The sequence below is a fragment of the Micromonospora zamorensis genome (genome assembly GCF_900090275.1).
Classification (GTDB): Bacteria; Actinomycetota; Actinomycetes; order Mycobacteriales; family Micromonosporaceae; genus Micromonospora; species Micromonospora zamorensis.
Genome location: NZ_LT607755.1, coordinates 3,744,248 through 3,767,967, shown reverse-complemented (window position 1 = coordinate 3,767,967; position 23,720 = coordinate 3,744,248). Strand labels below are relative to the sequence as shown.

The 23,720-nt window shown below is 69.5% G+C and carries 24 protein-coding genes; 9 read left to right on the top strand and 15 right to left on the bottom strand.

The window, feature by feature from the left end; genetic code table 11:
* The first annotated feature begins 152 nt into the window (after positions 1-152).
* Positions 153-2,633 (top strand): M14 family metallopeptidase, encoded by a 2,481-nt coding sequence (locus GA0070619_RS16590; RefSeq protein ID WP_088948919.1) that lies wholly within the window; start codon positions 153-155, stop codon positions 2,631-2,633.
* Positions 2,634-2,701: 68 nt separating this feature from the next.
* Here GA0070619_RS16590 and GA0070619_RS16585 read toward each other — a convergent pair whose 3' ends face one another.
* Positions 2,702-3,724, bottom strand: coding sequence for a zinc-dependent alcohol dehydrogenase family protein (locus GA0070619_RS16585; RefSeq protein WP_088948918.1), 1,023 nt, complete (start codon positions 3,722-3,724; stop codon positions 2,702-2,704).
* A gap of 363 nt (positions 3,725-4,087) precedes the next feature.
* Between GA0070619_RS16585 and GA0070619_RS16580 the strand changes: the two genes are divergently transcribed.
* Complete coding sequence (locus GA0070619_RS16580) at positions 4,088-5,266, top strand: cellulose-binding domain-containing protein (protein ID WP_088948917.1); 1,179 nt, start codon at positions 4,088-4,090, stop codon at positions 5,264-5,266.
* A 110-nt stretch (positions 5,267-5,376) separates the two neighbouring features.
* Here GA0070619_RS16580 and GA0070619_RS16575 read toward each other — a convergent pair whose 3' ends face one another.
* Complete coding sequence (locus GA0070619_RS16575; RefSeq protein WP_088948916.1) at positions 5,377-5,859, bottom strand: cupin domain-containing protein; 483 nt, start codon at positions 5,857-5,859, stop codon at positions 5,377-5,379.
* Between the two features lie 109 nt (positions 5,860-5,968).
* On the opposite strand from GA0070619_RS16575, the gene GA0070619_RS16570 reads away from it, so the two are divergent.
* The gene (locus GA0070619_RS16570) at positions 5,969-6,445 is read left to right on the top strand and encodes an RrF2 family transcriptional regulator (RefSeq protein ID WP_172862057.1); all 477 of its coding nucleotides are present in this window, start codon (positions 5,969-5,971) and stop codon (positions 6,443-6,445) included.
* A gap of 110 nt (positions 6,446-6,555) precedes the next feature.
* Complete coding sequence (locus GA0070619_RS16565; protein WP_088948915.1) at positions 6,556-6,744, top strand: hypothetical protein; 189 nt, start codon at positions 6,556-6,558, stop codon at positions 6,742-6,744.
* Between the two features lie 57 nt (positions 6,745-6,801).
* On the opposite strand, the gene GA0070619_RS16560 is transcribed toward GA0070619_RS16565, so the two are convergent.
* Positions 6,802-7,683, bottom strand: a complete 882-nt coding sequence (locus tag GA0070619_RS16560; RefSeq protein ID WP_088948914.1) for a fructosamine kinase family protein — start codon at positions 7,681-7,683, stop codon at positions 6,802-6,804.
* A gap of 244 nt (positions 7,684-7,927) precedes the next feature.
* Between GA0070619_RS16560 and GA0070619_RS16555 the strand changes: the two genes are divergently transcribed.
* Positions 7,928-9,208, top strand: a complete 1,281-nt coding sequence (locus tag GA0070619_RS16555) for a GAF domain-containing protein (protein ID WP_088948913.1) — start codon at positions 7,928-7,930, stop codon at positions 9,206-9,208.
* A gap of 54 nt (positions 9,209-9,262) precedes the next feature.
* Here the strand turns inward: GA0070619_RS16555 and GA0070619_RS16550 are convergent, their stop codons facing one another.
* From GA0070619_RS16550 to GA0070619_RS16535, 4 genes are all read right to left on the bottom strand, one after another.
* On the bottom strand, positions 9,263-9,616 hold the full coding sequence (locus GA0070619_RS16550; protein ID WP_172862056.1) for a VOC family protein: 354 nt from the start codon (positions 9,614-9,616) through the stop codon (positions 9,263-9,265).
* Positions 9,617-9,774: 158 nt separating this feature from the next.
* On the bottom strand, positions 9,775-11,424 hold the full coding sequence (locus tag GA0070619_RS16545) for an RICIN domain-containing protein (RefSeq protein WP_088948912.1): 1,650 nt from the start codon (positions 11,422-11,424) through the stop codon (positions 9,775-9,777).
* 36 nt (positions 11,425-11,460) lie between these two features.
* A complete protein-coding gene (locus GA0070619_RS16540) occupies positions 11,461-12,879 on the bottom strand; it encodes a family 43 glycosylhydrolase (RefSeq protein WP_172862055.1) in 1,419 nt (472 codons plus the stop codon).
* A gap of 326 nt (positions 12,880-13,205) precedes the next feature.
* On the bottom strand, positions 13,206-13,712 hold the full coding sequence (locus GA0070619_RS16535) for a hypothetical protein (RefSeq protein ID WP_157744022.1): 507 nt from the start codon (positions 13,710-13,712) through the stop codon (positions 13,206-13,208).
* Between the two features lie 51 nt (positions 13,713-13,763).
* Here GA0070619_RS16535 and GA0070619_RS16530 point away from each other — a divergent pair, with 51 nt between their 5' ends.
* The gene (locus tag GA0070619_RS16530) at positions 13,764-14,051 is read left to right on the top strand and encodes a hypothetical protein (protein ID WP_218906239.1); all 288 of its coding nucleotides are present in this window, start codon (positions 13,764-13,766) and stop codon (positions 14,049-14,051) included.
* Between the two features lie 129 nt (positions 14,052-14,180).
* Here GA0070619_RS16530 and GA0070619_RS16525 read toward each other — a convergent pair whose 3' ends face one another.
* Entirely contained in the window at positions 14,181-14,621 is a 441-nt protein-coding gene (locus GA0070619_RS16525) for a hypothetical protein (RefSeq protein WP_088948909.1), read from the bottom strand.
* Positions 14,622-14,783: 162 nt separating this feature from the next.
* On the opposite strand from GA0070619_RS16525, the gene GA0070619_RS16520 reads away from it, so the two are divergent.
* Positions 14,784-16,817, top strand: coding sequence for a hypothetical protein (locus tag GA0070619_RS16520; protein ID WP_088951844.1), 2,034 nt, complete (start codon positions 14,784-14,786; stop codon positions 16,815-16,817).
* An 87-nt stretch (positions 16,818-16,904) separates the two neighbouring features.
* Here GA0070619_RS16520 and GA0070619_RS16515 read toward each other — a convergent pair whose 3' ends face one another.
* The 3 genes from GA0070619_RS16515 to GA0070619_RS16505 all read right to left on the bottom strand — a co-directional run bounded on the left by GA0070619_RS16515 (position 16,905) and on the right by GA0070619_RS16505 (position 19,333).
* Positions 16,905-17,495, bottom strand: a complete 591-nt coding sequence (locus GA0070619_RS16515; RefSeq protein ID WP_088948908.1) for a DinB family protein — start codon at positions 17,493-17,495, stop codon at positions 16,905-16,907.
* A gap of 99 nt (positions 17,496-17,594) precedes the next feature.
* Entirely contained in the window at positions 17,595-18,533 is a 939-nt protein-coding gene (locus GA0070619_RS16510; RefSeq protein ID WP_157744021.1) for a phosphotransferase family protein, read from the bottom strand.
* A 158-nt stretch (positions 18,534-18,691) separates the two neighbouring features.
* Positions 18,692-19,333, bottom strand: a complete 642-nt coding sequence (locus GA0070619_RS16505) for a DNA alkylation repair protein (protein WP_088951843.1) — start codon at positions 19,331-19,333, stop codon at positions 18,692-18,694.
* A gap of 157 nt (positions 19,334-19,490) precedes the next feature.
* Here GA0070619_RS16505 and GA0070619_RS16500 point away from each other — a divergent pair, with 157 nt between their 5' ends.
* Both GA0070619_RS16500 and GA0070619_RS16495 read left to right on the top strand, forming a co-directional pair.
* Positions 19,491-19,883 carry a YybH family protein gene (locus GA0070619_RS16500; RefSeq protein ID WP_088948906.1) on the top strand — a complete coding sequence of 131 codons (393 nt, stop codon included), beginning with the start codon at positions 19,491-19,493 and terminating at the stop codon, positions 19,881-19,883.
* Between the two features lie 40 nt (positions 19,884-19,923).
* On the top strand, positions 19,924-20,139 hold the full coding sequence (locus GA0070619_RS16495) for a helix-hairpin-helix domain-containing protein (RefSeq protein WP_088948905.1): 216 nt from the start codon (positions 19,924-19,926) through the stop codon (positions 20,137-20,139).
* 13 nt (positions 20,140-20,152) lie between these two features.
* On the opposite strand, the gene GA0070619_RS16490 is transcribed toward GA0070619_RS16495, so the two are convergent.
* The 4 genes from GA0070619_RS16490 to GA0070619_RS16475 all read right to left on the bottom strand — a co-directional run bounded on the left by GA0070619_RS16490 (position 20,153) and on the right by GA0070619_RS16475 (position 23,661).
* Entirely contained in the window at positions 20,153-20,659 is a 507-nt protein-coding gene (locus GA0070619_RS16490; RefSeq protein WP_157744020.1) for an SRPBCC domain-containing protein, read from the bottom strand.
* Positions 20,656-21,921 carry an RNA polymerase sigma factor gene (locus GA0070619_RS16485; RefSeq protein ID WP_088948903.1) on the bottom strand — a complete coding sequence of 422 codons (1,266 nt, stop codon included), beginning with the start codon at positions 21,919-21,921 and terminating at the stop codon, positions 20,656-20,658. The genes GA0070619_RS16490 and GA0070619_RS16485 overlap by 4 nt, the downstream gene beginning before the upstream one ends.
* The gene (locus GA0070619_RS16480; protein WP_172862053.1) at positions 21,918-22,274 is read right to left on the bottom strand and encodes a YciI family protein; all 357 of its coding nucleotides are present in this window, start codon (positions 22,272-22,274) and stop codon (positions 21,918-21,920) included. Before GA0070619_RS16480 ends, GA0070619_RS16485 begins: the two co-directional genes overlap by 4 nt.
* A gap of 148 nt (positions 22,275-22,422) precedes the next feature.
* A complete protein-coding gene (locus GA0070619_RS16475) occupies positions 22,423-23,661 on the bottom strand; it encodes an MFS transporter (protein WP_088948901.1) in 1,239 nt (412 codons plus the stop codon).
* Between the last annotated feature and the right edge of the window lie 59 nt (positions 23,662-23,720).

The following is a 23,720-nucleotide window of genomic DNA, read 5'->3' as shown; positions in this document are numbered from 1 at the left end:
CGATCGAGGCGATCCACTGCGGCCGCAAACGCACATACGCTCACCGGACCCAGCCGGCTCCCGTCCTCCCGTCCTTCTCGCAACGACGATCGTCGACGAGCACGGAGTCCTGCCACCACCTCAACCATCCGTCGTAAATAGAAGGAGGGGGAATGCGGCACATACAACGGCGCATCGCGCTTCTGGCGCTGCCCGCCCTGGTGGGTAGCATCCTCGTGGCAACCGGGCCTGCGGGCGCGGATCCCACCGGGCCGTCAGCCGCCACCAGCCGATCCCAACCTGAGGATCGCGAGTCGGTACGCCTCGTACAGATCAGGCTGACCGGCGCCGACATGCTGGACAAGGTGGCCGCCGCCGGCTTCGACCTTGAGCACGGCCTCCGACGCGTGCCGACCGGCATCGAAGGCGAGGCGGTGGTGACCGCCGAGCAGGTCACCGAACTCACGGCGATGGGCGTCGAGGTGCTCTCCGACGACGCGGGCTTCGCCTGGAGCGACCAGGCCGACGGCGGCATCGGCGTCGACGCCGCCGGCGCGCGGGCTGTCCAGCCGTCGAACCACCAGGCGACGGTACGCATCGCCCGCGCCGACTGGTTCACCACCAAGGGTCAGGGCTTCCTGTACGTCGAGGCGCGGACCACCGAGGGTCAGCAGGCGGACCCGATCGTCGGGATGCAGGTCGAGAACGACTCGGGCAAGGGCACCCCGTTCGGCTTCGCCCGGACGATGAGCCGGTTCGTCGACTCCGGGCAGTACATGTTCCACCGGAACCTGTTCAAGCTCGACACCCGCCCGACCAGGATCCAGGTGACGAGCTCCACTGGTGGGGTCACCACCGGTGTGGTCTCGAACTGGTTGGAGAACGCCCCGCCGCCGCTGACGGCGAACCCGTCCTACAAGTCGGACTTCGTGGACGGCTACAAGCACCCGCAGCAGCTCTACAGTCGCGCCAAGGAGATCGCCCGCCAGTACCCGGACATCGCCGAGATCGTCTACCTGCCGAACCAGACCAACGGGTACCAGCGCAAGGCGCAGGCTCAGCTCGGCGGCACCGGGCAGGCGGCGGTCGTCGCCACCTCCGCGGCGTGGGGCCACGAGGGCGGCAACGACATCACAGTGGAGTTCGTGGACCGGCCCGACGCGAACCTCCCACTCGCGGTGGAGGTCACGGGCAAGGCGGTTCGCGTCCTGCTCGCCACGGACGCCGCCGGGGCGCCGGCGAGTACGGCCACCCAGGTGGCGGACGCACTGCGGACCCGGTCCGCGGGCCTCATCGACCGGGCGCACCCGTACCGCACCAACGAGGGCAGCGGCATCGTCGCGCCGACGGCCGGCCCGGTCGCGCTGACCGACTTCCTGGACCAGAAGCGCGTCGGAGCACCGGAGGGTGAGGTGCCGCGAGGCCCCGCCACGATCCCGGTCCTGCGGATCGGCAAGCACCGTGACGGCAAGAAGCCTGGTGTCCTGATCCAGGCGCAGGACCACGCCCGCGAGTGGGTGCCGGCGACGACCAGCCTGGAGTCGGCCGAGCGCCTGGTGCACAACTACCGGTCGGACCGGGAGACGAAGAAGATCGTCGAGAACACCGACATCTTCTTCATCCTGTCCAACAACCCCGACGGGGCGAACTACAGCTTCTACAACTTCGCCTCGCAGCGTAAGAACATGACGAACCACTGCCCGGACGCCAGCGCCGATCCGGCGCAGCGGAACTCCTGGGGCGTCGACCTGAACCGGAACTACCGGGTCGGGTCGGGCCACGACGGCTACGCGGGAGGGTCGACCAACTGCGTCAGCGGCACCTACCAGGGGCCGGAGGAGCTGTCCGAGCCCGAGTCGAAGAACATCATCTGGCTGGTCGAGAAGTACTCGAACATCAAGTTCATGATGTCGGTGCACTCCAACGGCGGTCAGCTGTTCTGGCAGCCCGGCGCCTACATCGCGGACGGACGGATCACCACGCCGCGCCCGCCGCTGGGTGACGAGGCGTTCTACTGGCAGTCGGCCGCCCGGATCCTGTCGCAGGTCAAGGCGCACCGGGAAACCGTCGTAACGCCGGAGAACGTCGGCGGCTCGTCGGACGTCCTCTACTCCTCAGCGGGCAACGTGCGCGAGGACCTGTACTACACCTACGGCATCTACGCGTTCGGCTGGGAGGTCGGCGGCTCCGTCTACAACCCCGCCACCGGCAACTGGCAGGGCGGTTCGTTCCAACCCGAGTGGACGGGAAACCCGGAGCTGGTCAGTGGCCACGCCGAAACGATGGAGTACGCCAACGGCATCATGGAGATGTTCCGGGTCGCGGCGGACTGGGGCAAGGACAAGAAGGATCCGACGTCCCGGCTGATCCCTGGCGACGGGAAGTACCGCGGGCCCGTCGACGTGCGCTTCGAGACCAGCGAGCCGGCCACCATCTACTACACGACCGACGGCAGCCGGCCCACGCTTGAGTCGCCCCGCTACGCGGCCACCGAGTTCCGCGAGCCGGGGCAGGTGTTCCACGTGACCGAGACGACGACGTTCCGCTGGTTCTCGGTCGACAGCGCCGGCAACATCGAGAAGAACTACGACCCGACGAAGACGGACAAGCGCAACAACTACCGCACGGCGACGATCACCATCGCCAAGAAGTAGCGCCCTTCCCGAGGATCGTTGCCCCGTCGGTGTGGTCCAACCGCGCCGACGGGGCGACGACGGGATGGTCAGGGGTTGAGAAGGACCTTGATGGCGCGGCGCTCGTCCATCGCCCGGTACCCTTCGGCGGCCTCGTCGAGGGGGAGGGTGAGGTCGAAGACCTTGCCGGGGTCGATCTGCCGGGTCGCGATCAGGTCGATCAGCTCGGGCAGGAACCGGCGCACCGGGGCGGGCCCACCGTGCAGGTGTACGTGGGAGAAGAACAGCTCATCCCCGGGCAGTTCGACGTCGTGAGCCACGCCGACGTACCCGACGTGACCACCGGCCCGGGTGGCCCGGATGGCCTGCATCATCGACTCCTGGGTGCCGACCGCCTCGATGACGGAGTGTGCCCCGAGACCGTCGGTGAGGTCCTTGATGCGGGCCACGCCCTCGTCGCCGCGCTGGGTGACGATGTGGGTCGCCCCGTAGTCCGCGGCGAGCTTCTGGCGCGGCTCGTGCCGGCTCATCGCGATGATCCGTTCCGCGCCGAGCCGCTTCGCGGCCAGCACGGCGAGCAGACCGACCGCACCGTCGCCGACCACCGCGACGGTCTTGCCGGGGCCGACCTCGGCCGCCACGGCGCCGAACCATCCCGTGCCGAGCACGTCGGAGGCAGCCAGGAAACCCGGGATCAGGTCGTCCGAGGGAACGTCCGGCGTCGCGACCAGGGTGCCGTCGGCCAGGGGTACGCGCAGGTACTCGGCCTGGGCGCCGAGCCCGCCGACCGGCTCGCGGTGCACGCATGAGGACTGGTAGCCGGCACGGCAGATCGGGCAGGTGTTGTCGGAGGCGAAGAAGGAGCCGACGACGAACTGGCCCGGCCTGATGGTGCGGACCTCGCCGCCCACCTCCTCGACGATGCCGACGTACTCGTGGCCCATCGGTGACGGTCCCTTGACCGGCTCGACCCCCCGGTACGGCCACAGGTCCGAACCGCAGACACAGGTCGCGGAGACCCGGATGATCGCGTCGGTCGGGAGCAGGATCCTGGGATCCTCCCGCGTCTCGACCCGGACGTCGCCGGGAGCGTGCATCACGACACCACGCACAAGTTCTTCCTTCCCAGGGGCCGGACACGTCCGGCCTGTTGTTACCCGTCCAACTACCCGGGCAGGCCGTGATGATGCCGCCTCCCGGGCACATTCGGGACGACGCTCACCACCACCGCCTTGCCGACGCTTGATTAAATCGAGAGCGGTAAATAGATTGAGGATGGGCACCGCCGTGGTCCGGGCGACCGGGCCGTCGGCGGCTGACAGGTCCACCCCGAGCCGGGCACTTCGGTCGTACGCGCCGACCAGCCGCTGTGGCGCACCGCCGCGCCGCACCCAGGGCGCGTTGTCGCGCCGCGTCCGTCCCGGACGCGCGCCGCCGCGTCGCCTCCGCTCAGCTCGATGGCAGAAGGACCCTTCATGACGATCTTCCGTGCCCGCCCCGCTCCGACCCTGGTGGTCGTCGCCGCGCTGGCCGCCGCCGTGACCGTGACCGGAACGGCCCTGCTCACGGGCCCGGCCGCAGCCGCCCAGGGCTGCCGGGTCGACTACATGCCCAACCAGTGGTCCGGCGGATTCACCGCCAACATCAAGGTCGCCCCGGGCGACACCGCTGTGTCCAGTTGGACCGTCACCTGGACGTACGCCGGGGACGAGCGCGTCACGAACGGCTGGAACGCCACGGTCAGCCAGTCCGGATCGACGGTGACCGCCCGCAACGCGTCGTACAACGGCAGCATCCCGGCCGGCGGCGCGACCGAGTTCGGCGTGCAGGGCACGTTCGGCGCCAGCGGTGGCGCGCCGACCGGGTTCAGCCTGAACGGAGTGCCGTGCAACGGCGCCGCGCCGACGACACCTCCGCCCACCTCGCCCCCGCCCACGACTCCTCCGCCGACCACCGAGCCGCCGGTCGGATGCGCCGGGGCGGTGCTCTGCGACGGCTTCGAGAACCAGACCGGCTCGACGCCGTCCGGTGACTGGGCCGTGGTGAGCCCGGACTGCTCTGGAGTCGGCACGGCCACCATCGACACGACCACCACGCACAGCGGCAGCCGGGCGGTCCGGATCAACGGTGCAGCCGGGTACTGCAACCACGTCTTCATCAGGTCGACGAAGAACCTCGGCAGCGTGGGCGGTGTCCGGTACGGACGGATCTGGGTGCGGCACACCACCGCCCAGCCCACCGATCACACCACGATGGTGACGATGGCCGACGCCGCCGACGGCAACAAGGACCTGCGGTTGGGCGGCCAGAACGGCGCCCTGCAGTGGAACCGCGCCTCCGACGACGCGACCCTGCCCGAGCAGAGCCCGGCGGGGGTGGCGCAGAGCCTGCCACTACCGGTCAACCGGTGGGCCTGTGTGGAGTTCATGGTGGACGGCTCGGCCGGTCAGCTTCGTACGTGGCTGGACGGCACCGCTGTCACCGGACTGACCGCGGACGGCGTCCCGACGCACGACATCGACGGCCAGTGGTACAACCGCACCTGGCGACCGCAACTCACCGACCTGAAGCTGGGCTGGGAGAGCTACGGCGGCGGGGCCGACACCCTCTGGTACGACGACGTCGCGGTCGGGTCCAGCCGAATCGGCTGCTGACCCGTCGAGATCCTGCGCGGTGCACCGTCAGCGGTGCACCGTCACGTCCCGGCAGATGATCAAGGGTGTGTCGCGATGGATGTGACACGCCCTTGATCATCTCCGACTCCTCAGGGCGCTGAGGTGGATGCCCCGCGGCCCGCCCACACGGGGCTGTCCACGTAGTGGTTGTCGTAGCGATCCTGGGTTTCGCCGACCTCCTGCCAGGTGGCTTCGCCCCGATGCACCTTGTCGAGCAGTCGGTAGTAGTCGAAGCGGGGCTTGCCAGGGGTGATCACGACGAGGAAGTCGGCGTCCTGGCTGTCGGCGGGGGCGAAGGCGTGCGGTGTGCTCGGCGGGACGAAGAGCATGTCTCCCTGGTGCAGGGTGTGCAGCTCCTCGCCGACGAGCATCTCGAGGGCGCCGTCGAGTACGAAGAACAGCTCGCCGGAATGGGTGTGCAGGTGTGGCGGTGCGCCGTCGGTGCCGTGCTTGAGCAGGGTGCGATTGCTGGTCAGTGCGCCGTCGGTGTGCTCGGGGTCGAGTAGCAGTGTGATCACGCTGGCCGGGTCGCTGTCGAGAACCTCGGCCTGGGCTGCGCGTACCAGTGTCATGGTCGGCTCCTTCGTCGCCTGTCGATTCCTAGACATTAAGTGTCCAGAATCTTCCAGGCCAGTGATCATGGCGTGAGTCACAAATTCTGGATATGTAGAATCCAGGATTATGCGGATGAGTCAGGGCGTCGAGTGGGCCCTCCACACGTGTCTCAACCTGAGCTGGATGGACGCGCCCGTTTCAACCGGCATCCTCGCGGCGTTTTATGAGCTGCCTCCGGCCTACCTGAACAAGCAGCTCCAAGCCTTGGTCCGAGCCGGGATCCTGACGTCGACCTCAGGGCCGCGCGGGGGCTTCCGGCTGGACCGGGCCCCGGCAGCGGTCTCCCTGTTGGACATCGTGGTCGCGATCGAGGGCTCGGAGGAGCTGTTTCAGTGCGACGAGATTCTCAGCAAGGGGCCGGGGGAGCACGCGGGCGTCGACTATCGACAGTCCTGCGCGTTCACCCAGACGATGCGGGGCGCCGAACTGGCCTGGCGACGGGAGCTTGCCGGCAAGACGGTGGCTGACGTCAGGGCCGATGTCGAGCGTGGGCACCCCGAAGCCCCGGCCAACACCCGAGCCAGGATCGCGGAGCTGCGCTAGGACCACCGGGTTCGCCCCTTCCTCTGCTGTGCGGGAGGGTGCCACAATGACAGCGGCGTCCAAGCGGTTACCGCTGGGCCCGGGGGAGGGCCTTCCGCAGGAAGCGGACGGTGGGCACGAACCCGGAGGCCGCGATGCACCTTGTTCCCGACGCTGGCGCCATCTCCAGCCTGGTCGATCTGCTCGGTGGTGTGCTGCAGTTGACCGCTGCGGTCGTCACCCTGGTGGCCGCCGTCAACGTTCGTGGGCGTCGCCCTGGTCGCGGTCGGGGCGGCGATGATGACGACGCTCGTCCGTGAGACCCGCTCCGACACGGCCGCTCGCGCGGTTGCGGCGGTCAACTGCCGGGCGTCTGGTCAGGATCGCGTCCGGAACGGGGCAAGGGTGGCGCGGATCTGCTCGCCAGCACCCCAGTCGTCGTCGAACTGGGCCAGCACGGCGAGGTGTTGTCGCAGCTGGACGACCGGCATGCGGGCCTGCCAGCCGTCGTCCAGCGAGGTCAGGTCCGCGTAGACCTCGAAGAACCGTTGCGCCTCGGGCGGGGGCGAGGTGGACCACACATGGGCGAGGTCGACTTCGGCCCACATGTACGACACGGCCGGGTCGATCAACGCGGGCTGCCCGTCCGAGGTGGCCATGATGTTCTGCGTCCACAGGTCGCCGTGTGTCAGGCACGCGGGCCGGTCCGGCAGCAGGTCCGGCAGTCGGTGACACAGCCGCTCCAGTGCCGCGCGGTCCGCCGCGTCGAGCGCCGCCTCGACGCGGGGCTCCCCGAGCCACCGAAGCAGCCGGTGCTCTGCGAAGAACGCAAACCCGTCGTCATGCCACGTGTTGACCTGGCGGCGGCGGCCCAGCCAGTTGTCGTGGTGCCATCCGAAGCGAGGATGGGTCGTGCTCGTGTGCATGCGGGCGAGCAGGTGCGCCAGCTGCTCCCAGAAGCTCTCGGTGTGCGGCCTCGGGCGCAGCACCGACAACACGAGCAGTTCCGGGTCCGCCAGGAGCACGTCGGGTGTGGCCATGCCGCCGAGTTCGCGTAGGGCGGCCAGCCCTTCGGCCTCCGCGACGAAGACCCCCTCGGCGGGCGCGTCGGCGAAGCCCTTGACGAACACCGAAGGGGCGTCCCGACGGGTGGCGATGCCCGCGAGCGCCGCGACCCCGCCCGTCACCGGCTCCACTGTGACGACCTCGCTCATCCCGGCCTGGAGCAGGCGTTCCAGCAACGTCGTCGTCGAGCTCATCAGGACACACCTCTCATCTACGTGCACCCCTGCCTGCGGCTGCCCGCCCCCGGCGGCCACCAGGAACCGTTGTCGGCCCGGCCTTCACGTCGATGCCAGCGTAGGCGGCCACGGTCCTGTGGACACCTGAGCGGTGTCCCGTAGGTTGGTGGTGCGAACACGTGACCGACGGCGGTGGTTGGCCTCCGTCGCCAGCCAGTGGGTCACGGACCATCCACGCAACCGAGGAGAGGCGGACCAGGACATGACGGCGGTGCCTGCCGCGGATCCGGCGGTTGCCGGGCGAGGAGCGGCTGAGGAGGATCTGCGGGCGTTGTTCGGGCAGTCCACGGCCGTCTTCGCCTCGTTGACCGGCCCGGCGCATGTGGTGGAGACGGCGAACCGGGCCTTCTTCGAGACCATCGGTCAGGAACGGGTCCGCACCGGGGTCGCGCTCGTGGACGTGATGCCCGAGCTGGCCGATCAGGGCTTCATCGCCCTGCTGGATCAGGTCTACCGCACGGGCGAGGCATACGTCGGCCGTGACGTCCGGGTCGTGCTGGGCATCGGCCCGCAGGCCCGGGAGGCCTTCTTCGATGTCTCCTACGAGCCGCGTCGAGACGCAGCCGGCACGGTGACCGGGATCCGCGTGCTCGGCGTGGAGACCACCCAGGTCAAGCACGCCCAACGGTTGATGACCGAACACCGCGCCCTGCTGGAGCAGATCGCCCGCCAGGCGCCCCTGACCGAGGTGCTCGACGGGATGGCCCGCTGTATCGAGAATCTGGCACCGCAGGAGGTGCTCGTCTCGGTGCTGCTCGCCGACGCCGACGGCCGGCACCTGCGCCACGGCGCCGCCCCCAGCCTGCCCGCCTTCTACAACCAGGCCATCGACGGCATCGCCACCGGCGAAGGCGTCGGCTCCTGCGGCACCGCCGCCCACCGCCGGGAACCGGTGATCGTCACCGACATCACCACCGACCCGTTCTGGAACGACTTTCGGGATCTGGCCGACCGGGCCGGTCTGGCGGCCTGCTGGTCCACTCCCATCCTGGCTCGCGACGGCGGCCTGCTGGGCACGTTCGCCATGTACCACCGCACCCCGCGCGTCCCACAGGACTCGGACCTCGCTCTCACCCGGGTCTTCGCCGGCACCGCGGCCCTGGCCATCGAACGCCACCACATCGAACAGGCGAAGACGGCCGCCGAAGCACGCGCCCGGGCGGCTCACGACGAGCTGGCCAGGGTGCTACGCGTGGAGCGGGAACTGCGCGCCGAGGCCGAGCAGCGTGCTGCCGCCTCCGCGGAACTCGCCGCGCGGATGCGTGCCGCCGCAGCCGCGCAGGCTGCCCTGCCACACCCGGAGCACTGCCAGCTCGGCGATGCTCCCGGCTGCACGGCACCCGCCGAGATCAAGATCGCTGATTCGTGGGGTGACTCGGCGTGGGGCTGTACCGCGCACGTCGAGGAGGCCCTTCTCAATGTGCGCTCGGTGTTCATCGCCAGCGAGGAGCTCGGCGGCCTGGCCGCCTACCTCAACCGCTGACGAGGTCTGCGACAGCCGGCACCTGGCTGGCCCGGCCGCCGCCCTGATCCCTGGTCAGGCACTATGGGCTGCCACGTTGATGACGTTGCCGTCCGGAGCGCGGACGAAGAATCGCCGCACTCCCCAGGGCTCAGTGGTCAGCGGGTGGACGATCGCGTAACCGAGGCGCTGCGCCTCCGCGTAGGCGCCGTCCACGTCGTCCACCTGCACCGAGATGACCGAATCCTCCGGTGCGGACGCGTCGCCGGAGACGAGTTGCACGCTCGCGCCGCTGTCGGGCGAGGTGTAGCGGGCCACCCAGCCCAGGTTGAACTCCTCGTTGCTCAACCCGAGGTAGTCGCTGTAGAAGCCCTTGGCGGCGCTGATGTCAGGCACCGGAAGGTTGGCCAGGACGCGGACGACGCGCACGCGGACCTCCTGCTTCGAGTTGTGGAATCCGCTCATCATCCTGCGTCGTGCGTCCATACCCGCTCATCGCCGCGCGGGGAGTCGGGAGGCAGCGCCGCGGTGGGCCCGCAACGTGCGCGGACCCACCGCCCTTCATCGAGTACGCGAGGGCCAGCCTCTCAACACCAGGTCAGCGTCGAGTTGACCCGGGCGACGTTGCTGATGGTGTTGTTCGCGCCACCGCAGGGACTCTGGGTGATGTTGGTGCCGCTGACGGTCAGGTTCTGCAACCGGATGCCGGAGGAGATCGGGAACTCCGTCCGCGACGCGATCCTGATCTCGCCGCCGCCCGTCACCGTCCCGGACACCCCGGCGATGACGACGTTGTAGCAGTTCTCCACCAGGATCGAGTTGTTCCCCGTGTTCGAGATCGTCACCCGGTCGATGACCGCGCCACCGGACTCGGAGACGCAGAAGATCCCGCGTCCACCCCCGGACGCGATCACGTTTCCGACCCGGATGTTGGTCGGGTACGAGCTGCCCACCCGGCCGTTGCGGTTGGCCATCCGGAAAGCCGCGTACCCGGTGCCGGCCCCGGCGCCCTGCGCGTCGACCGTGCCGACAGTGGCGTTGATCGTGTCGTTGAGCAGCAGGCCGGAGTCCCGGGTGTTCCGCGCCGTGACAGTTCCGATGGTCAGACCGTCCACGCCGTACGTCTCCACCCCGTGCGTGCCGGTGCCTGACACGTACACGGTGTCGATGCGGACGTTGCGCACCTTGACCGACCGATCTCCGCCGTGGTTGTCGATGCGCACTCCCAGGCCGGCGGAGAGCCGCATGTCGATCTGCCCGAGGGTCAGGTTGTTCACGTTGCGCATGAAGATGCCGTACAGCGGCGACCCGGTCAGCGTCAGGTTCTGCACCTCGACATCCGTGGTTCCCCGCGAGTAGACCGGCGCCTGGTCGCCCGAGCCCGATCCGGTCACGTTGATCGTGCCGCACACCGCCAGCGTCGTGTACGACGGCAGCGACAGCCGTGAACCCGCGCTCATCGACCCGGAGCCGCGGACCACGACCCGCTGCTTCGACGTCCGACCGGCCGACAGTGAATTGACCGCCGCCTGCATGGCCGACAACATGCTCGTACCCGAATAGACCGTCGACGAGCCGTTACGGGTCGTCCAGGTGCTCCCGCTCAGCACGGCCTCGGCGTTGGTCGACCCGCTGCCACAGCCGGGTGGCGTGCTGCCCCCGCCCACCTGGACCATCTGCCACTGCTGGTTGGCACCGTTCTGATCGGTGTACTGGCTGATGCGGCCGCCGTCGGCGGTGGACCGCTCCCAGACCTCGAGTGCCTTGGCGGAGTGGCGGTTGATCAGCCGGACATGGCCGCCGTCGGAGTCGAGCACCTGGAACTGCTGGTTGGTGGCGTTGAGATCCGGCCACTGGCGGTACTCGGCGCCGTCGGCGGTGTTCCACTCCCAGAGGTCGACGACCTTGCCGCTGTGTCGAGCCTTGAGGCGGTAGTAGCCGCTGCCGGACGAGACGAACTGGAACTGTTGCCATTCGCCGTCGTTGCGGGACCACTGCTGGATCACCGCGCCGTCTGCCGTCGAGGTGTCCCGGACGTCGAGGACCTTGCCGCTGTGTCGATTGACCAGGACGTAGTAGGCGTTGGTGTCGATGGTGGCCGCCGCAGCCGGCGGCGCGCCGACCAGCACAGCGCCGGCGGCACCGACCAGCGCGGTGATCATGGCCAGAACCAGGCCGGTACGCCGGCCGCGGCGGATCGGGCCGTGGCTGGACGGTCTCGTGGTGGTGGGGGTCATCGGTACTCCTGGCTCGATGGGGGAGTGGTCCCGCGGCTATTCCAGGTGGAAGGTGGCGGAGGCGCGCTCGGCACTCGTGCTCACCGCTTCCAGGTAGAGCAGTCCGTCGCGGTGGCGCACGTACCGGCCGGGGAAGTTCTGTGACTCCAGGGAGACCCCGGTGCTGGCAGCCAGGCCGGATTGGCGGTGGAAGCTCGCGTCGCCGCCGAAGAGCGACGAGCCGTCGCTCCGTTCGACGTACAGGGCGTAGCCACGGTGACGCAGGTAGTACCCCGGGAAGTTGGTCGACTCCAACGACACCGTCCCGCCCCCGGCGAGGCCGCTGACGATGCGGAACTGCGAGTCGGCCAGGTTGGCCACGTTGGGCTCGACCCGGGCCCGATAGTCGTAGTGCCGGATGTAGCTGCTGGTCAGATCGTGTGAACGCAGCCGCACCGGTGTGGCCCCGTCGGGCACCGGGATGCCGAAGTTCGGGGTGCCGTCGGCGTTCCAGTACAGCTTCTGCAGCCTCGTCCGCCGGTTCGGATCGTTGAGCGGATCGCCGCTGATGTCACGGTAGTTGCGGTCGTGATAGACCAGGATGTCGCTCTGCCCATCCTCGGAGACGGTGAACGAGTTGTGGCCGGGGCCGTACTGACCGGTGGCGGCGTTGCTGGCGAACACCGGGTTGGGGCTCTTGCTCCAGGCGGCGGCGTCGAGCAGGTTGGCGGTGGCCGAGGCGCTCAGCATCCCGAGGCAGTAGTTGGCGTCCGTGGCGCTGGCCGAGTAGGTCAGGAAGATGCGGCCGTTGCGTTGGATCACCGCCGGTCCCTCGGCGACCCGGTAGCCGCGGGTCTCCCAGTCGTACGTCGGCACGACGAGCCGCGTCACCGTGCCGGTGATCTGCCACGGGTTGGCACCCATCCGGGCGAGGTAGACGTTGGAGTTGTTGGAGATGCCCGGCTCCTGCTGCGCCCAGGTCAGATAACGCACCCCGTTGGCGACGAAGGTCGACGCGTCGAGGCTGAACGTGTCCCACGGTGTCGTGACCCGACCTCGTTCGGTCCACGACCCGGTCAGCGGATTCGCGCTGGAGTTCTCCAACACGTACATGCGGATCCGCCACACGTCGTCGGTGCGGCCCGCGGCGAAGTAGACGTACCACCGGTTGTTGATGAAATGGATCTCCGGCGCCCAGATGTGGGCGCCCATCTCGCCGCTGGTGTGCCGGTTCCAGATCGTGGTTTCCGCCGCCGTGGCCAGGCCCTGGAGGGTGGTCGCACGTCGCAGCACGATCCGGTCGTACTGCGGCACCGTCGCGGTCATGTAGTAGTAGCCGTCGGTATGCCGGACGATGTGCGGGTCGGCCCTCTGGTTCACCAGCGGGTTGGTGTAGTTGACCGCCGGTGCGGCGTGCGCCGGCCCGGCCGCCGGCAGGCCGGCTGCCACGGCGAGCACCACCAACACCGCGGCCACGACCGACCGTAGGCGTCGGCGGCCGGCAGGCCCCCGGCCGGTTGCCGGGCGGGCAAGCGGATCGGTTGGGTGGAGTGGCAGCGGCATCTGTCCTCCGTACGGTTGGTGAGCGACTCATCGGCGCAGGTGGTGCCGGCCGGTGGCGTCGTGGCCGATCAGGTCGACGCCGAGCAGCACGTGGGACCGGAACCGGCCGCGACGCCCGGGTGACGGCGCCGCCAGCCTGCGGCGCCCCGCCGGGGTCGATGCGCGAGTGAATCGCGAGATATGACGGTGACGTTGCGCCCAGGTTGCGGTCTCAGTGTTGGCGCTAACATCGACAGGTGTCAAGGTGTCTGGTTGGCGCCCGAGATGTACTCGTCGAACGCGGCGACCTCTTCGTCGGTCACCGACGGGGCGAAGTCGAGGTGCTCGCTGGGATGGAGACCGGTGCCAGAGCCGGTGACCGTCACGAACCACGCGGCCTCGTGATCGAACCAGTACGCCCTGCCCAGCAAGCCGATCTCGCTGGCCTCGGAAGGGTCGTCGGGGTCCTCCGCCGCGACGACGCGGACCCACTGTCCGTCCGTCCCGTAGGGCGGTCGGGCAAACGTGAGGGCGATGTCGTTGAGGTCGAAACCACCCTCCGGCACACCAAGCGCACGTGCGGCCCCGGCTCGCGCCATGGACAGCACCTCACGCGTCCGGCGGGTACGACCGACCTCCACCTCGCCATCGGGCCCGTCGATCAGCACGACGTAGGAACGGTCCGCCAGATGGCGCACCCGTGCACGCACTCTTTTCGGTTGGTCGCCCATCCGCTGATAGTGCCCTTTGCGCACCAGGCGCGTCACGGGGAGCCGCGGTGGCGCAAATGGGCGCGGTCCGGGATATCCTTGCCGCATATGGCTACCTTTCGCAGCGCCTCAGTGCTCCTTTCGTCGGATGGCACCAGGACCCCCGGCACCGCCGCTCTCTTCGCCGAGCCCGCCCGCAGGGGCGGGGTCCCGCCGTGGGCAGGTGACTTCCGACCTGCCAACAGCGCCGGCAACGGCCCCAAGAACGCGGTCGGGAAGACCTTCACGTTGGAGCTGCCCGACGGCAGCACCGGCAAGGTCGTCGTTCAGGGCCTCAAGAGCGGAAAGGGAGGCGTCGTGCTGGCGCTGATGGGCCAGGACGCACCCCCTTTCTGAGCAAGACTTCTACCCACCGGCCGGTCAGCGACCTGCCGATGCCAATGCGTCCGGACAGCGTCCGGACGCATTGCCGTACCCGTGGCGGGGCGGTCCTGGCCGGTGACGTTCCGCCGGCCAGGTCGCCAGTCAGCGGCGGCCGGTGGCCAGAGCGACGAGATACTGGCCGCCGCCCGCGTCGACGCTCGCGGTCACCGGCAGCCCGGGCACCAGCCGGGAAAACCGGTCGACCAGCCAGTCCGCCGCCTCCTGGGCGTCCTTCCTGCTCGGGCAACGGGCCACCAACTCCCGGCCGCCCTTGCGCTCAAGCCTCTCGGCGACGGTGATCAGCGGCGCGGGCTCCACCACGTGCAGACGGTCCGGCCAGGCGATGACCACCTTGACGGCGCCCTTGCGGGTGTTGCAGGCGCGGTGCGCAAGCCGTTCGACGACCTTGGCCTTCTTGTCGGCGGTGCGGCTGTCGACGCTGGGCCCACGCGGGTCGTTCACCGACATGTCAGCGTCGACCGGCTCGTCGCACACCCAGCATCGCCAGTTGTCACGCCGCGCGACGTCATCGAGAAGACTCATCCGAGCAAACTAGCCTGTCAGCCCCCGGCCAACGACAGACGGAGCCCTCGGCGCGGTCGCACTGCTCCTTCAGGGGGCCTGGTCATCCACGGGCGTCGTGCTGGTTGCTGAGATTCCTTCACGAGCGTAGGAAGAACATCACCTGCGTCGAAGGAGATGCGTGTGACCACAATCAAAGGGCTCCGTCTCGCCGTGTCCGTGCTGGTGACCGCGGCCACCGTCCTGTTCGGGGCGTCGGCCGCCGCGGCACCGCCCGCCACTCCTGCACCGACCGGGCAGCAGGCCTGCGACCCGATCGACCCGACGGCCTGCCTGCTGCCCTTCCCGAACGACTACTTCACCGTGCCGGACCGGACCAGCCCCACCGGTAAGCGGGTGCGGCTCGCGACCGCCGCGATGCCCGCCAACGTGCAGGGAACCCCGATCGACCCGACGGAATGGAACCGGCAGGACGGGTTCAGCCCGGGCTCGCCGATCCTGGTGCGAGTGCCCGGCCTCGACGCCACGACGACCGGGATCGCGCCGGTCACCGACATCGGCCGCTCGCTGGCGCCGGACGCACCGATCGTGCTGATCAACGCGCGGACCGGTGAGCGCACGCCGTACTGGGCCGAGCTGGACGCGCACGCGACCGGCGAGCCCGACCGGCAGGTGCTGATCATTCGACCTGCGGTGGCGCTGACCGAGGGCACCCGCTACGTCGTCGGCCTGCGCGGCATGCGCGACGGCAACGGGGCGTCGATCCCGGCTCCGAAGGCGTTCAGGGCGTACGTGACCGGTGCCGGCCTCAGCCATCGCGACAGCCGTGCGCCGCAGATGAAACGGATTCTCGCCGACCTGACCCGCACCGGGGTCAAGCGGCACAGCCTCTACCTGGCCTGGGACTTCACGGTGGCCAGCCGGCAGGGTCTGACCGGGCGGATGCTGGCGGTCCGCGACAGCGCGTTCGCCAGCCTCCGTCGAGCCGCACCGTCGTTCACCGTCACCCAGGTGACCGACTACCCACCGGAGCAGGAGCCGCTGATCGCCCGGCAGGTGACCGGCACCATCGGCGTACCGTCCTATCTGACCGGCGACGGCGGGCCGGGCTCCCGGCTGCACTACGGGCCCGCTGGCGGCACCGGGACGCCGCAGACGCCGAACGCCCTGCCCACGCCGTCCGACGCGACGATCGCGGCGGACTTCGTCTGCAACATCCCGCGCAGCGCCTCCGCCGCGAAGCCGGCACACCTGTCGCTCTACGGCCATGGCCTGCTCGGCAAGCCGACCGAGATCAACGCCGGCAACGTCAGGACGATGTCGAACACCCACAACTTCACCTTCTGCGCGACCAGTTGGATCGGCATGGCCGCCGGTGACGTCCCCTACGTGGCCGGTGCATTCACCGACCTCAGCGCCTTTCCCGCCGTGGCGGACCGGTTGCAGCAGAGCTTCCTGAACTTCCTGTTCCTGGGCCGCGCGATGATCCACCCGGGCGGGTTCGCCGCCCACCCGGCGTTCCGGGACGCGACCGCACGACCGCTGATCAACCTGGCCGGCGGGCTGCACTACGACGGCAACAGCCAGGGTGGCATCAACGGTGGCGCCCTCACCGCCATCGCCCAGGACTGGACCCGCTCGGTGCTCGGCGTACCGGCGATGAACTACTCCACGCTGCTGCAACGCAGCGTGGACTTCGCGCCGTTCCAGTCGGTCATGGACGGCTACTACCCGGACAAGGTCGACCAACAGCTGATCCTCGCGCTGCTGCAGATGTTGTGGGACCGGTCCGAGGCCAACGGGTACGCACAGCACATGACCGACCGGCCATTGCCCGGCACCCCACCGCACCAGGTCCTGATGCACGTGGCCTTCGGTGACCAGCAGGTCTCGCCCGCCGCGGCGGAGGTCCAGGCGCGCACCATCGGGGCTCGCCTGCACACCCCCGCGCTCGCCGACGGTTGGTCATCGGACGTGCGTCCGTACTGGGGCATCGCGCCGATCCGCCGCTACCCGTACACCGGCTCGGCGCTCGTGGTCTGGAACAGCGGCGCGGCGTACGCGCCACCGCCGACGAACCTCGCCCCGGCCGGGCCGGAGTACGGGGAGGACCCGCACGAGTTCCCACGGGCCCAGGCCGGAGCCCAGAGACAGAAGGCCGCCTTCCTGCTCACCGGCAAGGTCATCGACGTCTGCGCGCGGACGCCCTGCCCGTGACCCGCTCTGCCACCCCCGGGGCGCGAACCTCTGACGTCACGCGCCGCCCGCCGCAGATCCGCGGCGGGCGGCGCGTTCGTGGGTGCCCTAGGCGAAACGGTCCGCGAGCTTCGTCAGCTTGGCGACGTACGCCGACCAGTCGTAGTCGTCCGGGATGTTGGTGTTGTCCTGCCGCAGGCCGATCGCCGAGTCGTGCTGCTCGCGGATGATGTCGGCATGCCCTGCGTGACGGGCGAGGTCGCAGGTCACGTGGATGATGATCCGCTGCAGCGTCACGTCCTGCCGGCCTGGGCGCCACCACGGCACCTGCCCCGGCGCGTCGAGCGGCAGCTGGTCGATCGTCTGGTCGGCGAACACCCCGACCCGGCGATACAGATCGATCAGGCCGTCCTTCGTCTCGTCCTCGCTCGCGTACCAGTCTGCCTGTGGGTCCTCGTCGAACGCCTGCATGGGGACGAGTTCCTCCGGCGTCGGGAACTCGCGCCCGAAGGTGGGCCCGAAGTAGCCGGCTTCGACATTGAGGCAGTGCTTGATGATGCCCAGCAGGTTGGTGCCGGTCGCGGTGCGGGGCATTCTCGCATCGCGTTCGCTCAGCCCGTCGAGCTTCCAGATCAGGTCGTCGCGATTTTCCTTCAGGTAGAGGTGCAGCGCAGCTTTCGCATCGCTCAAGTCAGCCATGACCGCCAGTCTTCCTCAGGTCCACGCCATAGTGGGGGCGACGTTTGCGAGATCAGCACCCGGTAAGTGTGCGGGCGGCATCGCATCGAAAGCCTGTGCTCAGCCCAGGAGCGCCCGGACGACGTCGGGCCGGTTCAGGGCCGCGACACACCACGCGAAGTGACCGTCCCCGCCCTCGGCGTCGTAGGCGTTCGCGGTGATCAGCGAGTAGGCCGCGCGGTAGACGAGAAGCGCCTGCCGCTGGTAGCCCAGGCGCTCCTCGATCTGCGCGTAGAGGCCACGTTCGGTGTCCAGGGCATGCTCGCCGTACATGTCGAAGATCGAGGCCGCGACGGAGGCGTCGAACACCGGGTCACCCTCGGTCGTGAGGAAGCCCCAGTCGAGTACGGCGGCAGGGCCGCCGGCGTCGTTCACGAGGATGTTGCCGGGGATCATGTCGCCGTGGACGACCGAGCGTCGTCCGCTGTCGACGTCCCGCAGCCGGTCCTGCAACGCGTCCAGCTTCCTGTCGAGGTCCTCGACCGCCGAGTCGAGGACCTGTCGGAATCGGGCGACGCGACGCGTGGCCAGTGCGTAAAGGGCGTCAGGGAAAGCGTCGTCCGCCTCGTAGAGCGGCATCGTCTCGTCCAGGACCGACAGCTTCCGCGCCTCGGGCAGGGGCCCGCTTGCCCCCAGTTGGGCCAACACGTCGACGAACGCCGACCTGGCGTCGTCGAGGGTGAGGCGACCCTCTTTCCGCGCTTCGGTCATGGTTCTGCCGGCCAGCCGTTGCTCGACGGTGACGCAGCGACCCTCGATCAGGTGGACCTCGTGGATCCGTGGGACCGCGATCCGCAGAGGTTTCCCGGCCAGCGCGTCGTAGAACACCCGAACCCGCTGCAAGGCGGCCTCCGACCCGTCGAACCACACCTTGGCGATCCGCTCCTGGCCGATCTCGTAGACGGCACCCTCCATTCCCCGCCCCAGCAGTCGGGGAGCCTCGCCACCCGTCCACTGGTGCAGGAGTGGGGTCAGTTCGACGTCGGTCGGGCTGTGCATCAGGTTGCCATCGCTAACTGTCGTCGGGTCGGACGCTGCTCGTCGAGGTGGCCGCTCTGCGGGCGCAGTACCCCGGGGGTGGCCTGGCACAGCTACGGCGCGGGGAGGTCCGGGCCCTCCCCGCGCCGCCACCACCATGCGCTCGATCGGCGCACTGGTCAGGTGTGCGCGCGGCGCACCATCTCGTTGATCCAGGTGGGCGCGTACGGAGACGTGCAGCCCGGGGATGTCGGGTAGTCCTTGAGCACCGCCAGACGTTCGCCGATGTCGATCGCGCGAGCGCGGTGCGCGGCGTGCTCGATCCCGATCTGGGCCAGGCAGTGGTTCATCGCCCACTGGAGGCGATCCGGCGCGTCCTTCATCTCGCTCTCGATGACGTCGAGCAGCCCCGGCAGGTCGAGGCTCTCGGGCTTCTTCGTCACGCGCTCGGTGGTCAGCGCCCAGCCGGCGCTCGCTACCACCGGGTCCGGGTCGGCACACCAGGCCAGGCGCAGCTCCTCGGCGTGCGGGCTCTTCTTCACCACGTAGTTCACGAGCCAGTCGTGCACCTTGGGCGCGCGTGCCTCGCGCAGCATGACGTCCAGCTCGGCACGCTCGAACGCCCTGGGACGGCAGATCAGGAGCGACAGCAGTCTCGCCGCGGTGTCGCCGGTCCTCCAGAGCTGGCGGGCGAGTTCCTGCTGCGTCTTCAGCCGCTTGGCGACAGCACGAAGCTTGCCGAGGTGCACACCGTGGTCGTCACCGTGTTTCGCGTTCACCTCGCGTGTCCGGTGGTCCTCCAGCGCGGCCAGTTCGGCCATCACCTCGGCCAGCACCGTGTCGGTCGGCGTCGTCGCGGTCACCGCAGCCTCCAGCTCTTCGGGTGTGAGATGCACCTTACGACGCAGTGGACCGGTGATGACCTGCGGCTGGTCGGTTCCTGCCGCGCGTGGCCCGTCGAATGGCACAGTGATGTCCATGGACAGGACGCACGTCAACGAATGGCTCACCGCGTACGAGCGGCTGTGGCGGACGCCCGGCACGGACGCCCTGGTAACTCTCTTCACCGAGGATGCGAGCTACCAGCAGGGGCCCTACTGGACACCTGTCGTCGGTCTGCCGGCCATCGCCCAGATGTGGGAGAAACAGCGCAAGGGCCCCGACGAGGTGTTCCGGATGACCAGCGAGATCGTCGCGGTCGACGGTGACACCGCCGTGTCGCGCCACGAGGTCCGCTATGGCGACCCGGTCGAGCAGGAGTACCGCGACCTGTGGGTCATGCGGTTCGCCGAGGACGGACGTTGCCGGTCGTTCGAGGAGTGGCCGTTCTGGCCGGGACAGCAGCCGGCCAACCCTCCGGACGGTTCGTGACCCGAGGCCCCGGTGGCTGGGGGCGGACTATCGTGATTCCGTGAGTACCCGAAACGTGCCCGCGCAGATCGGTGACCTGCCGCCGATCGGGCGACCAGCGACCAGTGCCCTGCTCGAAGCCGGCATCACCACGCTCGCCCAGGTGGCCACCTACAGCCGCCGCGATCTGCTGGCCATGCACGGGGTGGGCCCGAAGGCGGTCGACATCCTGGCCGCCGCGCTGGCCGAGCAAGGGTTGGCCTTCGCGGCTTCGTAGAAGGGCCGCTGGCTCAGTCGGGCGGGTTGGCGCAGAGCGCCTCCAGCCGTTCCAGCGTCTCGGTCATGCTCCTGATCCAGCCGTGCCCGCCGTCCATCGCCGCCTGCTCGTCGGCCGGCAGCTGGGAGCAGTCATAGATTTCGGTCACGATCGTCGCGTCCGGGCCGTCGAGCGTCAGCTCGTAGGTCCACCGGTGTCCCCATCGCGTGCGAGCAGTGGCGCCGGGTGCGGTGTCCGGGTGGCCTCGGCCCGGCTCCGGTGTCCAGCCGATGCGCCGGTTCACCTCGTACTCGACGACGTGGTTGTTCATCTCGTAGTCGCCATACCGCGAGTAGTGCATCCTCATCACGAAGACGTCGCCGACGGCGGCGACCACCGCGTCCGATACGGCACCCCGCAGCATCCCGGAGCCGTCGAGATCGGTGTGTCGCCGAGGATCCGCGAGGATCCGGAAGATGTCGGCCGCTGGCGCGGCGATCCGCCGGGACACCGCGACGGGCTCTGTCCGACCACCTGTCACCGGTACGCCTCCTCGAAGGTGATCGTCGCCGATGCCTGGCGCTGGACGTCGCCGAGCCGTTCGCTGAGGAAGGCGCGTTCGACCTTGTTGTCGGTGTGGGCCAGGGCCTCCTGGTAGGCGTCCGCCGCCGGCACCCAGCGGTTGAGTTGGCGCAGGAAGTCACCACGGGCGGCGCTGAGGTAGCCGTAGGTGGCCAGGACCGGTTCGGCGAGCAGTGGCGTCAGTGCGTCGAGACCGGCCTGCGGGCCGTCGCGCAGACCCACGGCCACGGCACGGTTGAGCTCGACCACCGGCGAGGGCCAGAGCTGGAGCAGGACGTCGTACAGCCCGACGATCTCCGCCCAGTCGGTGTCCTGCCAGGTCGGCGCCTCGGCGTGCACGGCGGCGATCGCGGCCTCGACTGCGTACCGTGTCGGCGGCCTGCGACACAGGGCGACGGTCACCAGGGCGACCCCCTCGCTGATGAGCCGGGCGTCCCAACGCCCGCGGTCCTGCTCCGAGAGCAGTTGCAGCCGACCGGTGGCCGACAGGCGACTCTCGTCACGCGCATGGTTGAGCAGCAGCAGCGCGAGCAGGCCGCTGATCTCCGTGTCGGTCGGCATGAGCAGGTGCAGCATGCGAGCGAGATTGATCGCGCTGTCGACCAGGTCACGGCGGACAAGGTGCCCGCCGCTCGGCGCCGTGTGGCCGGTGGTGAAGATCAGATGGACGACTTCGAGGACGGCGCTGACCCGCCCGGCGAGGTGGTCGGGCGACGGCACACGGTACGGGATACGGGCAGTGGTGATCTTCTTCTTGGCCCGGGTGATCCGTGCGGCCATTGTGGGTTCCGGCACCAGGAACGCGCGGGCCACTTCCGCCGTGGACAGCCCGCACACCAGCCGCAGCGTCAGCGCGACCTGGGCGTCGCGGGACAGGGCCGGATGACAGCAGGTGAAGACGAGTCGGAGCCGGTCGTCATCGAGGCCGTCCTCGGGGCCGGACACCGACTGGTCGGTCACCAGCTGCGGTAGAGCCCGACGCAACGCCGACTCGCGGCGCAGCACATCCAGCGCCCGGTTGCGGGCGGTGGTTGTCAGCCACGCACCGGGACGATCGGGGATGCCGATCTGCGGCCAGACCCGCAGCGCCTGGGCGTAGGCGTCCTGGGTGCACTCCTCCGCGAGATCGAGGTCCCGGGTCAGGCGTGCCGTCGCGGCCAGCAACTGGGTCCAGTCGCGGCGGTGCGCCTGCGCGACCGCCGCGACCACCTCGGCGCTCATCCGTGATCGACCACCGGACGGATCTCCACCCCGCTGTGCCCGGCGGAGACCTCGTACAGCCGCGAGGCCAGGCTGATCACCTCGTCGAGGTCGGGGGCTTCGATCAGGTAGTAGCCGCCCACCGCCTCCTTGGTCTCCAAAAACGGCCCGTCCGTGATGGCCAGCCGTCCGTGCGGGTCGGTGCGCAGTGTGGTCGCGACGGCAGCCGGCTCCAACTGCTGGCCGTCGAGGACGGCCGGACCGGCTGCGGCGCAGAAGGCGCGGTGGGCCTCGTCGCGCTTCTGCAACTCCTGTTGTGACATCGCGGCCCACTGCCGTTCGTCGCCGTGGATGAGGATCAGGTACTTCGCCATGTCGCGCATCCCATCGTGTGGAGCCCCGCCGGGCCCGCCTACCTCACCGACGAGTCAACCTGATCGCCGATCGACAAACGAGGGGATCAATTTTGTCGGGTGGAAGGCCGGCGGCGGTGCCCGCCGGTCCGCCGCTCTGTCGCGCGGTTCACACCCGGGCTTCGACGGGTTCCGCGGCGGCGTCGAGCGGCAGGTCGCGCATCCGGCGGATCGGGGTCGACAGGTAGATGATGGGCGACAGCACGGTGAGGGCACCGAAGATCAACAGGGTGGTACGCGCGCCGAGTGGCCCGGCCAGGAGGCCGGCAAGCAGGCTGCCGAGCGGGATTGCGCCCCAGGAGACGAACTTGACCGTGGCGATCACCCGCGACAGGAGGTCCGGCGGGCTGGCGAGCATCCGGTAGGTGCGGGTGGTCACGCTGAGCACCACCGAGGAGCCGGCGAAGACGAGGTTCCCGACGGCGAAGGCGAGATAGGCGGCGGTGCCGCTGCCCAGCGGAATGACGAGCGCCCCGGCCACCCCGACGACGGCCGCGATGACCAGGCCGCGTGCGGTGCCGACCCGGTCGGTGAACCGGGTTGTCAGCGCGGCGCCGACGAGCGTGCCGAGTCCGTCGGCGGCGAGCAGCAGCCCGACCATGAGTGGCGACGCGTGCAGCTCGCGTACCAGGTAGTACGGGAAGAGCGCGAGCATCCCGCCGCAGACGAAGTTCGTCGCGGTGGCGTCCCACATGGAGGGTCCGATGATCGGGTGTCGGAGCACGAAGTGCCAGCCCTCGCGGATCATCGTGACCATCGGTGGCCGCTCGGCCGGGCGCAGCAGGCGCCGGGCCGGAAGGGTGCGCAGCAGCACGGCGGAGATCAGGTAGCTGACGGCGTCCACGAACAGCGTCGGCACCGCGCCCAGCAGCTGCACCGCGAGCCCGCCCAGGGACGGCCCGCCGAGCTGGGTGGCGGCATAGGTGCCGGAGTTGAGGCTGTTGCGCGCCTGCAACTGGGCGGCCGGCACGATCTCCGGCAGGAAGGTCTGGTTCGCCACGTCGAACAGCACGTTGGCGAAGCTCACGACCAGGGCGACCACGATCAGTTGGACCACCGTCAGGGCGTCGAACCACCAGGCCAGGGGCACGGACGCGATGGCGAGGGCCCGGATCAGGTCCAGGGCGACCTGCGTGCCGCGCAGCGGCACGCGCTGCACGATCACCCCCGCCGGCAGGCTGATCAGCAGGTACGCGAGGTAGCCGGCCGCCGTGATCAGACCCATTTCGAGGGCCGAGGCGTGCAGCACGTTCAGCGCGGTGAGCGGCAGGGCGATCCCACCGATCGCCGAACCGAGGTGACTGGTCGTGCTGGCGCCCCACCAGCGCCAGAAGGCAGTAAGTCTCATAATGGAACTCACTATAGGGGCGCGTGCGGCGGGAGCACCACGACCAAGCGCCCCGTCCG